We start from the raw sequence: 14,042 nt of genomic DNA, 5'->3' as shown, positions 1-14,042 counted from the left end.
GAATGGCTCAGGTCAAGGATATTCCGCTCCTGTCCTGCCGCAATGTCACGAAAAGGTTTGGATCGCTGGTTGCAGTCAGCGATCTGAGCTTCGACCTCGCCGCGGGTGAGGTTCTTGGCATCGGTGGGCCGAATGGTGCCGGCAAGACGACGCTTTTCGAAATGATCTCGGGTCAAACTGGTGTCAGTTCGGGCAGTATTTCGCTTGAAGGTCGTGAGATAACTACGCTTTCGCCGGTAGGGCGCTGCCATGCCGGAATGGCTCGGGTTTTCCAACTGAACACCGGCTTCGACAGTTTAACTGTTAGGGAAAATGTGCTGGTGGCGGCTTACTACGGTCGTGCGCCGCGCCGGATGCCGGGGCTTCGCGTGCCGTCGGCGGTCAGCGATCACGTACAGGAAGCCCTCCAGCAGGTGGGGCTTGAAACAAGGGCTGATCAGCCGGCGGCGACCCTACCTGTTCTTGACCGCAAGCTTCTTATGATTGCAGGCGCATTAGCCATGTCACCGAAACTCCTGCTGCTCGACGAGCCGGTCGGCGGTCTCACGCAACGCGAGATCGACCAGGTTGCAGATGTGGTAGCGCGGGTCGTCGCCGACGGTGTCACCGTCGTTCTTATCGAACATGTGATGCGTTTTCTGGTGCAGCTTTCGACTCGCGTCATGATTATGCATCACGGCAGGAAACTTTACGAAGGCAGTGCTTCGGGGCTCGCCAAGGATCAGGATGTCATCGAGGTCTACCTTGGTCAGGGCGCTGGCAAAGAGGTCGCTCGCATGACCGCCGATCGGGAAGAGGCACGTCATGTCAGATGATCTTGTTATTCGACGGCTCAGTGCCGGTTATGGCGTGCACGCAGTGCTGCGGGAGATGTCGCTGACCGCCGAAGCCGGAAAGCTTACAGCGCTGATCGGCCCGAATGGTCACGGAAAGACAACCCTTTTGCGGACGATTTCAGGATTAATCCGCCCGAAGGAGGGCGAGATATTTCTAGGGAGCGAACGGATTTCGGGGCTGAGCGCAGAGGCCATCGTGGCGCGCGGGATCATCCATGTGCCGCAGGGAGACCTGCTTTTTCCTGAGATGAGCGTGCTGGAAAACCTGCGGATGGGCGCCTTCCTGCAAAGTGCCGCGCGGCAGGAAAAGACCTTGCTCGAAGAGGTTTACACGCTTTTGCCCAAGCTGCGCGATCGGCAGCACCAAATCGCACGCACCCTTTCAGGTGGCGAAAGGCGAATGGTTGGTATCGGACGCGGATTAATGGCATCCGGTCGCGTCCTGATGCTCGACGAGCCGTCACTCGGCCTCGCGCCAATTGTGATCGAGCAGATTTACGAGGTGATCGCGACTTTACGTGCGGTCGGTCGCAGCATCATCCTTGTGGAAGAGAACGCTATGCGCGCGGCGGAAATCGCCGATCAGGTTCATCTGCTGGACCATGGCACCCTCGTATGGTCCGGAACCGGAAATGAACTCTCGGGTCGGCCCGAACTTCTTGAAACTTATCTGGGGGTCTGAGCGGGATGAACGTTATTTTTCAGGTTCTCGCATCGGGTCTTACGCTCGGAGCTACGTATGCCATCTCGACCGTTGGACTGGCATTGGTCTTCGGTGCGATGAACATGCTGAACATGAGCCATGGCGCGATACTCGCGCTTGGTGGCTATATGGCTTGGTTCGCGCTTGTCGGACTTGGTCTGCCCCCGCTGATCGGCGTTTTGGTCGCGATTGCAGTCTGCGCGGCGTCAGGAGTGCTGATCTATCTGCTGATCGCGCGACCGATGTTGAACACCGAAGGTTTCGAAACCCGGATATTTATTGCCACCATCGGTTTCGGCGCCGTTATGGAAAGCACGATCCTGTTGTTGTTCGGGCCTCAGCCCAAGCCTCAGCCTCTAGCAGTTCAGGGAGGGCTGTCCTTCGGCGGAGTGCATCTGCCGCTGCAGAACCTGCTGATTTTTCTGCTCGCTGTTCTGCTGATGGTCGCATTGGCGCTGCTTTTGCAAAAAAGCCGTATGGGTCGAGCAATCCGCGCCACTGCTCAGAACCGCGATGCTGCTCGGCTCATGGGGGTTCGGGTCGGCGCGGTCTATGCCATGGTCCTCGCCATTTCGGGTGGGCTGGCCGCAATCTCGGGGATTACCATTTCGTCGCTGTCCAGTCTGCTTCCCAATATGGGAGGCGACCCGATGCTGAAAGCTTTTATCATTTGCGTTGTCGCTGGCCTTGGCCGGGTGCCGGGAAGCGTTGTCGCGGCAGTGTTTATCGGCCTCTTCGAGGCGGTGATCCAATACACGCTCGGGGTGCGCTTCAGCTTTGCCCTCCTTCTTCTTCTCGTGATCGTGGTGCTGATCTGGAAGCCGCAAGGCGTATTCGGTCGCCACCAGGGGGTTCGTCTATGACTGCAATGCGTCGGGATATTCTTTTGTGCTGCCTGCTCGTGGTTGTCGCGGCGTTGTGGCCGATGGTGTCGGGGATGCGCTATTCCGTCACCCAGACCACATTCTTCTTCATCTGGGCGACGGTTGTCGTTCAGTGGAATCTAGTGTTCGGTATTGGCGGCATTTTCTCGCTCGCACAGGTCGGGCTCTTTGCAATCGGCGCTTATGTCACCGCGATGCTGGGCTACTACTTTGGCACCTCCATGTTCGCCGCCATACCGGCGGGGGCGGTGATCGCGGTCTTGGCAAGCGTCGTGCTTGGTTTGGCCTGCCTACGGCTTTATGGCCCTTACGTCGCGCTACTCACGATCTGTGTTTCACAGGTCATGCATGTGCTGATCGTCAATGATACAGATTGCTTCACCAATCCTCCCGCCGGCTGTATGCCGTTGATGGGTGGTGTGCGCGGCTTTTCTCGGTTCGGAGATCTCGGGTTCCGCGATTTGCTGGGGTCAGGTTTTTATATCGGAAACTACTATGTTGGGCTTGCACTCCTGACGGCCGCAATCGTGTTTTCAATCTTGATCATCCGAAGCCCGATGGGACTGGCCTTCCGAGCTTTGCGAGACAATCCTGTCTATGCTGCTGCCCGTGGCGTCGACCGTTTCCGCTATCAGCTTTGGATATTTGGCCTCTCCGCCTTCTTTACCGGCCTCGCCGGGGCATTCTACGCCGTGAATACCGGGGCGGTTGGACCAGTTGTCTTCTCTTTCCAACATCTGCTCTTCCTCCTCTCCATGATCATCGTCGGCGGTGTGGGTACGGTGTGGGGGCCAGTAGTCGGTGCTGCCGTGCTGATGCTCGCGGATGAGCTAATGCGCGAATTCGGGGATTTCCGAGATATTGGCATGGGACTGATCCTTGTAGCCTGTGTGGTTTTCATGCCGAAAGGATTGATCGGGCTGTCGCAAACTCTCGCAGGGCGATGGAAAAAGCCAAAGCGTCCTCGAGCGGTAGAGGCGAACTGATGGGGAGAGAGACAACCATGACTATGACCGCCCAGCTGCACCAGTTGCGGACCGGAGAAGTGACTGCAGAGGCTCTGATGCTGCGGGCAATCGACCGCTGCCGAGAGGTCGATTATCTCAATGCCTTCCTTGCGATCGAACCAGATATGGCCTTGCGTCTCGCGCGGGATGTCGACGTAGCACGGCGTCAGGGCGCTCAACTGCCCATGCTTGCAGGGCTTCCAATCTGCGTGAAGGACAATATTGATATAGAGGGCTGGCTCACAACCGGAGCTACTCCGGCCTTGGCCGATGTGCGTGCCAAGCGCACAGCCCCAGTCGCGCAAAGGCTGCTCGATGCAGGGGCGATCTTACTGGGCAAGACCAACTTACATGAACTTGCCTTCGGGATCACGAACACCAACTTTGGCATCTTTCCATCTGCGCGCAATCCTCATGATCCGAAGCGCGTTACCGGTGGCTCGTCCGGTGGCACCGCGGCGGCCATTGCTGCCGGAATAGTGAGTGCGGGCCTCGGAACGGACACCTCCGGTTCTATTCGTATTCCCGCCGCGCTTTGCGGTATCCCGGGGCTGCGACCATCGGTGGGAGTAAAGTGCCAAGACCGGCGTTACTCGGCAGACGGAGTGCTGCCGATCAGCCATACCAACGATACACCCGGACCGATGGCGAGCTCTGTCGAAGATCTAACACTTCTCGACGCAATCATCACCGGCACACACCCGGTTTCTGCAGCCTTGCTCAGGGGACTTCGCCTGGGTTTACCCGACTGTTTCTGGAACGACCTCGATCCAGAAGTAGAGCGGATCTGCCGAGCCTTATGCGACAGGTTGGCTGAACAGGGAGCCGTGCTGATCAATCTTGCACTGCCTGGGCTTCGTGACGTCTGGAAAAAGGTCTCGGCACCGGTTGTCCTGCACGAGCCCATTGCTGACATTCCCGCCTGGCTAGCACAAAATGGTCGGAAGGACATCTCTCTGGCAGATATCTACCGCCAGATCGCCAATCCTGATGTTCGGGCTGCATTTGAGGTCGTCATTACAGACGAACTCGCTGACAGTTATCGCGCCGCCAAGGAAATCTACCGACCTGAACTCTGCCGTATCTATCGTGAAGCTTTCCGGACAAATGATCTGGATGCGCTGATTTTCCCTGCTGTTCCCGTGCCAGCCCCACTCATCAACGAAGAAAGCGCTTCTGACATGATCGATGTGAATGGCCAGAGGCATCCCGTCTTTGACACCTGCATCCGCAACACAGATCCGGGAGCCAATGCGGGACTACCTGGCTTGTGTCTTCCTGCAGGTATTACAAGATCAGGGCTTCCGGTAGGCATCGAACTTGACGGCCCGGTGGGAGCAGACCGCACACTTCTGAGTATTGGAATGGCTATTGAGCGGCTCTTTCAGCGTTGAGATCGCCATCGGCGCCATCCGTGGAGAGATTACGCCAGCCCCATGTTCGCTGTCATTTTGCCGTGCCATTCGCTTATTCACACACGCAGGTCGGACTATTCGGTGTTGTCGGTTTGGCAGCAATCGCGGCGACCGGCACGGGACTGATCATGACGCCGCTGCTCAACCTCGTCCTGGGCCTCGTCGACGAGCGGCAGGCCGGTATGGCGTCCGGCGTGATCTCGATGCTCCAGCAGATCGGTGCGGCGCTCGGATCAGGGTCGGTCGGGCAGTCGGGCAGCTATGCCTCAGCCTTCGTTGCGGGGACGAGCTACAATGTCGGAGCTATTCTGGCAAGGGCGAGCCGGAAATGACCGGTGGACCGTCAGGTCAGCGCAACCATTGCCGGTTCGATCAACGCCTCCAACTCTCGGCGCGTGGCTCCATCGCGCGCCTGCATCGAGATCGCCTGCATCATCCCGCCGTAAAAGCGCGCCAGGACCGGTATGTTGGCGTCAGGTGCGACATCGCCCGCTTCGCGTCCGCGCTCCAGCCTGCCTTCGATTCGAGCTATGTTGTCTCGCCGGATGCCTATGAGAAGTCTAGACAGTGGATCGCTGTCGGGCTGGCAACCCATAGCGCCTGTGATGAGCATGCAGCCAGCCGAGTTGGGCGCTGTGACCGCCACGTCGATGCTCGCCATCAGCATGGCGTGAATGGCGTCCCGTGCAGTCCCATCCCCATCCAGCGCATCCATAAAGACCGCCCCCGTCGTAGCCTTGTACAGTTCGACCGCCTCGCGGAACGCGGCTTCCTTCGAACCGAAGGCGGCATAGAAGCTCGGCGGTGTCACGCCGATGGCGGCCGTCAGGTCGATGAGCTGTGCTCCCTCGTAGCCCTTGGCCCAGAACACCTCCATCACGCGGCGCAGCGCGTCGTCGCGGTCGAAACTGCGGGGGCGTCCGCGTGGTGCCGGCATGACGATCCTTTCTGTAGTGTGATTTATATAAATCTGTTGACCGTCTACGGCAAGCCCGATAGCTATTTCTATAGCGAGATTTATAGAAAAGGATTCCGGGCTATGACGGATGCTGAAACAAAGGCGCGCGCTGCGCTGACGTCGGGGAAAACGGCAGAGGCAAAGCAGGCGGGGCTACCGCTGGTCGTCTATGTCCTGGGGCTGACGATCCTGTCGGTCACGACCTCGGAGTTCATGGTTGCAGGCATGATGCCGTCCTTGTCGGCGGCGTTCGGCGTCTCTGTCGCCGAAGTCGGCTATCTGATCTCGATCTATGCGGCCAGCATGGTGATCGGAGGCCCCTTGTTGACGGTCGGCCTGCTGAAACTCAGGGCGCCGAACAAGCAGGCGCTGCTTTCGCTGCTCGCCATCTATGCCATCGGCGGTGTGATCGCCGCCATGGCGCAGAATTACGAAGTCATGGCGATTGCCCGCGTCGTTACAGGCGTTGCAGGGTCGGCCTGCTTCGGCGTGTCGCTGGCGATCTGCGCCGATCTGGTCGGACCGGAATCGCGAGGGCGCGCGGCTTCGATCGTGATCGGAGGTCTGATGTTCGCGACGGTGCTGGGTGTTCCGGCCGCCACTCTCATTGACCAGCACTATGGCTGGAGGGCGAGCTTCTGGCTGGTCGTCGCCATGACCGTCGCCTGCGCGGTGGTTTCCGCCATTCTCATTCCGGCATCACGCAAGTCGCAGGAGGTGAGCCTGGGTACTGAACTGGCGGCCTTCCGTAATGTCGGTCTCTGGGCCGCCTATGCCAGTAGCGCGCTGATTATCGGCGCAACATTCGCGGCGTTCAGCTATTTCTCGCCGATCTTCACCGAAGTCACCGGCTTTTCGGAAAGCGCAGTGCCTGTTCTGCTGATGATCTATGGTGTAGCCAATGTCGTAGGCAACGCCATCGTCGGACGCTACGCTGACAGATACACCATGCCGATCATGGTGGTGGGCCTGACTGTGCTTGCGGTCACGTTGGCAATCTTCGCGATCTTCGCAGACAATCGAACCATCAGCGTCGTGGCGTTCGTCGTGATCGGACTGGTCGGTGTGCCGATGAACCCCGCGATGATCGCGCGCGTTATGAAGACCGCCAATCCGGGGTCGCTGGTCAATACGGTCCATACCTCGGTCATCAATGTCGGCCTCGGTGCGGGCGCGTGGCTGGGCGGCGTCGGTATTGCGTCAGGTTATGGACTGCGCTCGCCGCTCTGGGTCGGTGTGGGCCTGGCGTTGATCGGTCTGCTGAGCCTTGCGCCAGCCAGCGCAAGACGGCTCGATCCATAGGTGGCGGCAAGCAATGCGCAGGCGGCCGCTTCGGCACATGAAGGCAGAAGAACGCTCGTCGCCTCTTTGCGGTCGCATCCCGATGGCATCTCTGGTTCAAACGCTCGCCGTTGCGGAATATCTCAGCTTCCATCGCGCAGCGCAGGCGCTCGGCACCAGCCAGTCGAGCGTTAGCGCGAGGATCAAGGCGCTGGAGGAAGACCTTGGCATCGTTCTCTTCGACCGCAACACCCGTGGCGTCCGGCTAACCGACGCCGGACGACGCTTCGTCGATCAGGTCGATGAGGCCATGGGCATCCTCGACCGTGCCATCAGGACGGCTGGAATGCAGGCGCGCGGCGAGGACGGCGAGCTTCGCATCGGCGTTCATGCCCTCACCGCGGGTTGCTTTCTCGACCGCCTGCTGGAGCGGTTCCATGGCAAGCATCCGGGCGTCCGTCTGCACATCACCGAAGGCACGGCACGGGACGGGCAGCTTATGGTGCGGGAAGGCAAACTCGATGTCGCATTCATGGTCTGCACCCATGAAATCCCCGACCTCAATTCCCGCGTGATCTGGCGTGACCGCCTGATGGTTGCGGTGCCGGCACGGCATCTCCTGGCGTCCCGGCAGGATGTCGAATGGCGGCAGCTTGCGGAGGAAACCTTCCTCGTCCGCCATGGCGGCACCGGGCCACAGGTTCATGACCTGATCGTGCTGCGGTCGGCCGCGAAATGGCCGACGCCTGAAATCCTACGCCTCGATGTTAGCCACAGCGCGCTTCTGTCGATGATCGCGGCCGGACATGGCATTTCGCTTTTCGCCGAGGACAGCACCGTCGCCAACACAGCGAACGTCACTTTCCTGCCGATCCGCGACGAGCCGGAAACCATCGCTTTTTCGGCCGTCTGGTCGCCATCCAACCGCGACCCCGCGCTGGTTAAGCTGCTCACGCTGGCGACAGGTATGTGCCGATGTGATCCGCGGCCATGATACCCGGTACAGTGCCGGTTCAGTGCCGTGACAACCCATCCTATTTACCGCCGATAGTATCCGGTCGCCCTATCGCTCCACCTTTATTGTTGATTACCGCATAATTGCCCATTCTCTGATCGGCTCCATCAATTTTGCCGATTGGAGCCTGTATGCGCGGAGGCCGAATACTCTGGGGGCAGATCGCCGTCGTCTTCACCATTGTCATGGTGATGACCTGGGCCGCAACGCAATGGGTGGCGTTCCGGCTCGGCTTTCAGCCCCAGCTCGGAAGCCCCTGTTTCGAGCTGGCCGGATGGCCGTTCTACTATCCGCCCGCCTTTTTCTGGTGGTGGTTCTCGTTCGACGCCTACGCGCCCGCGATCTTCATGGAGGGCGCCGCCATCGCCACGTCCGGCGGCATCCTCGCCATTGCCGCCGCCATCCTAATGTCGATCATCCGGGCGCGCGAAGCGCGCGGGGTGGCCACCTACGGATCGGCGCGATGGGCGGAAGACAGGGAAATCCGCAGCGCCGGTCTGCTCGGCCCCGATGGCGTTCTGCTCGGCCGCTATACCCAGGACTATCTGCGCCATGACGGGCCGGAGCACGTCCTATGTTTTGCTCCCACGAGGTCGGGCAAAGGCGTCGGCCTTGTGGTGCCGACGCTGCTGACCTGGCCGGGAAGCTGCATCGTCCACGACATCAAAGGAGAGAACTGGACCCTGACGGCCGGCTTTCGGGCGAAGCATGGCCGCGTCCTGCTGTTCGATCCGACCAACGCGAAGTCATCGGCATACAATCCGCTGCTGGAGGTGCGGCAGGGTGAATGGGAAGTCCGCGACGTTCAGAACATCGCGGACATATTGGTCGATCCCGAAGGCAGCCTCGACAAGCGAAATCACTGGGAAAAGACCAGCCACAGCCTGCTCGTCGGCGCGATCCTGCATGTTCTCTATGCCGAGAAGGACAAAACCCTGTCCGGCGTCGCTAATTTCCTGTCCGATCCCCGCCGCCCCGTCGAGGCAACCTTGCGCGCGATGATGGACACGCCGCATCTGGGCGAAGCCGGTGTTCATCCCGTCATCGCCTCGTCTGCGCGCGAGCTATTGAATAAAAGCGAGAACGAGAGGAGCGGCGTGCTCTCCACCGCCATGTCGTTCCTCGGCCTTTACCGCGATCCGGTCGTGGCACGCGTCACAGACCGCTGCGACTGGCGGATTGCCGATTTGGTCGGCAGCTTCCGGCCGGTGACGCTCTACCTCGTCGTCCCCCCGTCCGACATCAACCGGACGAAACCACTGATCCGGCTCATCCTCAACCAGATCGGCCGCAGGTTGACCGAGGAACTGACCCTATCCGGCAAGCGGCATCGCCTGCTCATGATGCTGGACGAGTTTCCCGCGCTCGGCCGCCTCGACTTCTTTGAATCGGCGCTCGCCTTCATGGCTGGCTACGGCCTCAAGTCCTTCCTGATCGCGCAAAGCCTCAACCAGATCGAGCGCGCCTATGGGCCGAACAACAGCATTCTCGACAACTGCCATGTGCGCGTCGCCTTCGCCACGAACGACGAGCGCACCGCCAAACGTGTTTCGGATTCACTCGGCACCGCGACCGAGATGCGCGATTCCACCAACTATGCCGGCCACAGGCTCGCGCCCTGGCTCGGTCATCTGATGGTGTCGCGGCAGGAAACGGCGCGGCCGCTGCTGACCCCCGGTGAGATCATGCAGCTTCCGCCCGCCGACGAGATCGTCATGGTGGCGGGAACGCCACCGATCCGGGCGAAGAAGGCGCGGTATTTCGAGGACACGCGATTGCAGGAGCGCATCCTGCCGCCGCCCGAGTTGCCATCCGCACCAGTGGCGAAGCCACCAGCCGACGACTGGACGAGCCGCGTCATCGAGGCGGCGGATAAGCCAGCGACCAGCGCTGCCAAGGGGGCCGAGGGCGATCCCGACAATGCCGGCATCCGCCGCGAGCCGGAATTGCCCGAGCATGAGGAGATCATCCCGCCGCCACCAACGCCCGCCCAGGAGTTCGACATTCTGGACGATGAGCCGGACGTGGATGCCGCCAAGGCCCGCGCGCTGCGCTCCCGGATGCGGATGATCGCCCGCCAGGCGTCCATGAATCCCAATGACGGCATCGAGCTTTGAGGGGGAGCCAATGACAACCCGCACCCGCATGAACGTCTATTTCGACCCGGAACTACTCAAACAGGTCGAAGCGCTGTCGCTGCGCCGACAGGTCTCGAAGTCCGCCATCGTCGAGGCGGCCGTCGCATCCTTCCTGTCGGGCGACACGACGGATCGGCTGGAAGCGGCCATGTCGCGCCGCCTCGACAAGATCGGCCGACAGATCGGCACGCTGGACGAAGATCTCGCCGTGCTCGGCGAGACGCTTTCGTTGTTCGTCCATTTCTGGCTGACGATGACCCCACCGTTGCCGGACAGCGCCAAACAGTCCGCACGGATCAAGGGCAACGAACGGTTCGAGGGCTTCATGCAGAACCTCGGCCGCAGGCTTGCGACGGGGGACAGATTTCTGAAAGAGCTTTCGCGTGACATCGAACCGGAAAACGGCGCGGACCCGGACCCGGACCCGGACGTGAACTGACGACTATCAGGACAATCAGGAAGCGATATTCGCCGCCGCCAATGCAATCCCGAAGCCGATCAGCAACAGGCCGAACATCCGGTCGATCCAGTGACGCACGCCGAAAATCCGCTTCTGGATACGCGGAGCGCCAAAGAACAGGCTGACAGCGGCGAACCAGACCACATGAGCGAGCGAGATGAACAAGCCGTAGGCGATGCGCGTCGCCAGCGGCGTATTCACCTGAACGACCTGCATGAAGAGGCTGACGATGAAAATCGTCGTCTTCGGGTTCAGCGCGTTCGTCAGGAAACCGCTCCGCAACGCCCCGAAATCCGACAGCGCCGTTTCGTTCGTCGTAACCGGCCCCTCGGCCTTGCGGCTGAACAGCATCTTCGCGCCCAGCCAGACCAGATAGGCCGCGCCGACCAGCTTCAGGATGTTGAACAGGGCCGGCGACTCGCGGATCAGCACTCCGATTCCGAGCAACGTATAGGTCACATGGACCAGCACCCCCACACCGATGCCGAGCGCGGTCAAAATGCCCGCGCGCCGGGAGAGCGATAGCGAGTTGCGCGACACCATGGCGAAGTCCGGTCCCGGACTGATAACGGCGAAGATGGTGATGCTGATGACGGCGAGCCATTCGGCCATAGGCGTATCCTTTCGGTTTTTCCCTTGGGTAACGCCGTGACGATCCCGACAAAAACGATGACTTCTGACCGAATGTGTGAGAAAAAATGACATATGAGGCAGCACATCACATCGCTCCCGGCACTTGCCTGCTTTCGGGTTGCTGCCGAGCTTGAGAGTTTCAGCAAGGCAGCGGATCGTCTGAACCTGACACATGGCGCTGTCAGCCGGGCGGTTCGGTTGCTTGAGGAAGACCTTGGCACGTCCCTGTTCGAGCGCCGCAATCGTGCGGTTTTTCTGACCGATGCCGGGCGCAGGCTGGCGCAGGTGGTGGCGCGGGGTCTCGGCGAGATCGAAGAGGAAGCGCAGCGCATCAAGGCCGAACACGCCAACGCGCCCGTCACCGTCTCATGCGAACCGACCCTGATGATGCGCTGGCTCATCCCCCGGATGCCGCAATTTCATGCCGCGCATCCGAGCGCCGATGTTCGCCTGCTGGCAGGCGGCGGGCAGGTCGTCCTCGGATCGGGGATCGATCTTGCCATCCGCCGCAACGATTTCACCTGGCCGGAAACCTATAAAGCGCAGCACCTTTTCGACGAACGGATTGGCCCGGTCTGCCGCCCTGACAAGGCTGCGACGTTCTTCGATTCCGGTCGGATGAACGCGGCTGCGATCCTGCTACATACGCGCACGCGCCCATCGGCATGGACGACATGGGCTGAAACCACCGGCGAAACCTGTTCAACCAACCCCGGACAGGACTTCGAGCATTTCTATTTCAGCCTGCAAGCCGCCGTCGCGGGTCTCGGCGTCGCGATCGGGCCGTGGCATCTCGTGCAGGACGATATTCGCGCCGGTCTGTTGACCGCGCCCCAGGGCTTCCATTTGGATGGCAGCGCCTATTTCGTGCTTTCGGCGGGAGAACAGGAAAGCGACTCGACAGCCGCCGCGTTCCAGACTTGGCTGGCCGATCTGGTCCCGCGAAGCGCCAGCCTGATCGCCGCCACTTCTCCAATCCATCCTATTTGCCGCCGATAGCCGCCGATGGCCGCACGCGCGTAAATACTTGTTGAATCGGCCCAATTTCGGGCTTTCTTAATCGACCCCGATGCGGGGACCGTCTGTCGCGCCCCGTCGGAAATCGGGGCCGATATGACTGCACATCACCAAAAACCGGAGGCGATTGCGCGCGGCGCGCGGATGCTGCGCACGGCGCTCGGCGTGTCCATCGCCCGGTTTCTCGAAGACCCTGCCGTCATCGAGGTGATGCTGAACCCGGACGGTCGTATCTGGATCGACCGGCTGTCCGAAGGTCTGGCCGATACCGGCGAGCGCCTGTCCGCCGCCGATGGCGAACGCATCGTGCGGCTGGTCGCGCACCATGTCGGCGCGGAGGTTCACGCCCGATCCCCGCGCGTGTCGGCGGAACTACCCGAAACCGGCGAACGGTTTGAAGGCCTGTTGCCGCCCGTGGTCGCCGCCCCGACCTTCGCCATTCGTAAGCCCGCCGTCGCGGTGTTCACGCTCGACGATTACGTGGCAGCCGGGATCATGTCCGCCGATCAAGCCGCGGCCCTGCGCGAAGCCGTCGCGTCCCGCGCCAACATCCTCGTCGCGGGCGGCACCAGCACTGGCAAGACGACGCTGACCAACGCGCTGCTCGCCGAGGTGGCTAAGACGGCGGATCGCGTCGTCATCATCGAAGACACGCGCGAACTGCAATGCGCCGCGCCCAACCTCGTCGCCATGCGCACCAAGGACGGCGTGGCGACGCTCTCCGATCTGGTCCGCTCCTCGCTGCGCCTGCGTCCCGACCGTATCCCGATCGGCGAGGTGCGCGGTTCCGAAGCGCTCGACCTGCTCAAAGCGTGGGGGACCGGCCATCCGGGCGGCATCGGCACAATCCATGCCGGCACCGGCATCGGCGCGCTGCGTCGCCTGGAACAGCTCATTCAAGAGGCTGTCGTCACCGTCCCGCGCGCGCTGATCGCGGAAACCATCGACGTCGTTGCCGTCCTCGCCGGTCGCGGTTCCGCGCGCCGGCTTGCCGAACTCGCACGCGTCGAGGGGCTGGGGCCGGACGGCGACTACCGCATCAACCCCGCAACTACTGCAAAAGGAGACCCTTTATGATCCACACGCTTTCGCGCGGCTGCCGCACCATGGCGACCGCAGCCGCCACCGTTTCCATCAGCCTGATGCTCGCCCCGGCCGCCCATGCCTCCGGCTCGTCGATGCCCTGGGAAGCGCCGCTCCAAAGCATCCTTCAGTCGATCGAGGGGCCGGTCGCCAAGATCATCGCCGTGATCGTCATCATCGCCACCGGCCTCGCGCTCGCATTCGGCGACACCAGCGGCGGCTTCCGTCGCCTGATCCAGATCGTGTTCGGCCTCAGCATCGCCTTCGCCGCATCAAGCTTCTTCCTGTCGTTCTTTTCGTTCGGCGGCGGGGCACTCGTCTGATGGCGGGCGGCCTCGAACAACTGGACGCGGTGCCGGGATTTACAGTCCCGGTCCACAGGGCGCTGACCGAGCATATACTGCTCGGTGGCGCTCCGCGCTCCATCGCCATCATGAACGGAACACTCGCCGGGGCTGTCGGCCTCGGCCTGCGCCTCTGGCTGGTCGGCCTCGCCATCTGGGCCATCGGCCACTTCGCCGCCGTCTGGGCCGCGAAGCGCGATCCGCTCTTTGTCGAGGTGGGCCGCAGGCATCTGCGCATCCCCGGCCATCTGTCGGTGTGAGGGCGCGG

At 61.5% G+C, this 14,042-nt stretch carries 16 protein-coding genes; 14 read left to right on the top strand and 2 right to left on the bottom strand.

What is annotated here, in order from left to right:
- The first annotated feature begins 2 nt into the window (after window positions 1-2).
- Genes CEV34_RS23230 through CEV34_RS23205 form a run of 6 tightly spaced genes read left to right on the top strand, consistent with a single transcriptional unit; the run spans window position 3 to window position 5,177 of the window.
- On the top strand, window positions 3-815 hold the full coding sequence (locus CEV34_RS23230; RefSeq protein ID WP_094544676.1) for an ABC transporter ATP-binding protein: 813 nt from the start codon (window positions 3-5) through the stop codon (window positions 813-815).
- Window positions 805-1,518 (top strand): ABC transporter ATP-binding protein, encoded by a 714-nt coding sequence (locus CEV34_RS23225; protein WP_094544675.1) that lies wholly within the window; start codon window positions 805-807, stop codon window positions 1,516-1,518. Before CEV34_RS23230 ends, CEV34_RS23225 begins: the two co-directional genes overlap by 11 nt.
- A 5-nt stretch (window positions 1,519-1,523) precedes the next feature.
- Window positions 1,524-2,402: a branched-chain amino acid ABC transporter permease gene (locus CEV34_RS23220; protein WP_094544674.1), complete on the top strand. Its 879-nt coding sequence runs from the start codon at window positions 1,524-1,526 to the stop codon at window positions 2,400-2,402.
- Entirely contained in the window at window positions 2,399-3,409 is a 1,011-nt protein-coding gene (locus tag CEV34_RS23215; protein ID WP_094544673.1) for a branched-chain amino acid ABC transporter permease, read from the top strand. Before CEV34_RS23220 ends, CEV34_RS23215 begins: the two co-directional genes overlap by 4 nt.
- Window positions 3,410-3,426: 17 nt before the next feature.
- Window positions 3,427-4,824, top strand: coding sequence for an indoleacetamide hydrolase (gene iaaH / locus CEV34_RS23210; RefSeq protein ID WP_179253641.1), 1,398 nt, complete (start codon window positions 3,427-3,429; stop codon window positions 4,822-4,824).
- A gap of 20 nt (window positions 4,825-4,844) precedes the next feature.
- Window positions 4,845-5,177 (top strand): hypothetical protein, encoded by a 333-nt coding sequence (locus tag CEV34_RS23205; RefSeq protein ID WP_210199594.1) that lies wholly within the window; start codon window positions 4,845-4,847, stop codon window positions 5,175-5,177.
- An 11-nt stretch (window positions 5,178-5,188) separates the two neighbouring features.
- Here the strand turns inward: CEV34_RS23205 and CEV34_RS23200 are convergent, their stop codons facing one another.
- Window positions 5,189-5,782: a TetR/AcrR family transcriptional regulator gene (locus CEV34_RS23200; protein ID WP_094544671.1), complete on the bottom strand. Its 594-nt coding sequence runs from the start codon at window positions 5,780-5,782 to the stop codon at window positions 5,189-5,191.
- 18 nt (window positions 5,783-5,800) lie between these two features.
- Here CEV34_RS23200 and CEV34_RS23195 point away from each other — a divergent pair, with 18 nt between their 5' ends.
- From CEV34_RS23195 to CEV34_RS23180, 4 genes are all read left to right on the top strand, one after another.
- On the top strand, window positions 5,801-7,105 hold the full coding sequence (locus CEV34_RS23195) for an MFS transporter (RefSeq protein WP_235819165.1): 1,305 nt from the start codon (window positions 5,801-5,803) through the stop codon (window positions 7,103-7,105).
- A gap of 37 nt (window positions 7,106-7,142) precedes the next feature.
- Window positions 7,143-8,078, top strand: coding sequence for a LysR family transcriptional regulator (locus CEV34_RS23190; RefSeq protein WP_235819164.1), 936 nt, complete (start codon window positions 7,143-7,145; stop codon window positions 8,076-8,078).
- A 152-nt stretch (window positions 8,079-8,230) separates the two neighbouring features.
- On the top strand, window positions 8,231-10,216 hold the full coding sequence (locus CEV34_RS23185; protein ID WP_094544669.1) for a conjugal transfer protein TraG: 1,986 nt from the start codon (window positions 8,231-8,233) through the stop codon (window positions 10,214-10,216).
- A gap of 10 nt (window positions 10,217-10,226) precedes the next feature.
- Window positions 10,227-10,676, top strand: a complete 450-nt coding sequence (locus tag CEV34_RS23180) for a ribbon-helix-helix domain-containing protein (RefSeq protein ID WP_094544668.1) — start codon at window positions 10,227-10,229, stop codon at window positions 10,674-10,676.
- Between the two features lie 15 nt (window positions 10,677-10,691).
- Here the strand turns inward: CEV34_RS23180 and CEV34_RS23175 are convergent, their stop codons facing one another.
- On the bottom strand, window positions 10,692-11,309 hold the full coding sequence (locus CEV34_RS23175; RefSeq protein WP_094544667.1) for a LysE family translocator: 618 nt from the start codon (window positions 11,307-11,309) through the stop codon (window positions 10,692-10,694).
- Between the two features lie 93 nt (window positions 11,310-11,402).
- Here CEV34_RS23175 and CEV34_RS23170 point away from each other — a divergent pair, with 93 nt between their 5' ends.
- The 4 genes from CEV34_RS23170 (at window position 11,403) to CEV34_RS23155 (ending at window position 14,034) form a co-directional block, all read left to right on the top strand.
- Window positions 11,403-12,329: a LysR family transcriptional regulator gene (locus CEV34_RS23170; RefSeq protein WP_094544666.1), complete on the top strand. Its 927-nt coding sequence runs from the start codon at window positions 11,403-11,405 to the stop codon at window positions 12,327-12,329.
- 114 nt (window positions 12,330-12,443) lie between these two features.
- Window positions 12,444-13,424 (top strand): P-type conjugative transfer ATPase TrbB, encoded by a 981-nt coding sequence (gene trbB / locus CEV34_RS23165; RefSeq protein WP_094544665.1) that lies wholly within the window; start codon window positions 12,444-12,446, stop codon window positions 13,422-13,424.
- Window positions 13,421-13,753 (top strand): TrbC/VirB2 family type IV secretion system protein, encoded by a 333-nt coding sequence (locus tag CEV34_RS23160; protein ID WP_094544664.1) that lies wholly within the window; start codon window positions 13,421-13,423, stop codon window positions 13,751-13,753. The genes trbB and CEV34_RS23160 overlap by 4 nt, the downstream gene beginning before the upstream one ends.
- On the top strand, window positions 13,753-14,034 hold the full coding sequence (locus CEV34_RS23155; protein WP_094544663.1) for a VirB3 family type IV secretion system protein: 282 nt from the start codon (window positions 13,753-13,755) through the stop codon (window positions 14,032-14,034). Before CEV34_RS23160 ends, CEV34_RS23155 begins: the two co-directional genes overlap by 1 nt.
- Window positions 14,035-14,042 lie beyond the last annotated feature (8 nt).

Origin of the sequence: Brucella pseudogrignonensis (genome assembly GCF_002252525.1) — a bacterium.
Classification (GTDB): Bacteria; Pseudomonadota; Alphaproteobacteria; order Rhizobiales; family Rhizobiaceae; genus Brucella; species Brucella pseudogrignonensis.
This window is presented reverse-complemented; position numbering and strand designations above follow the sequence as displayed.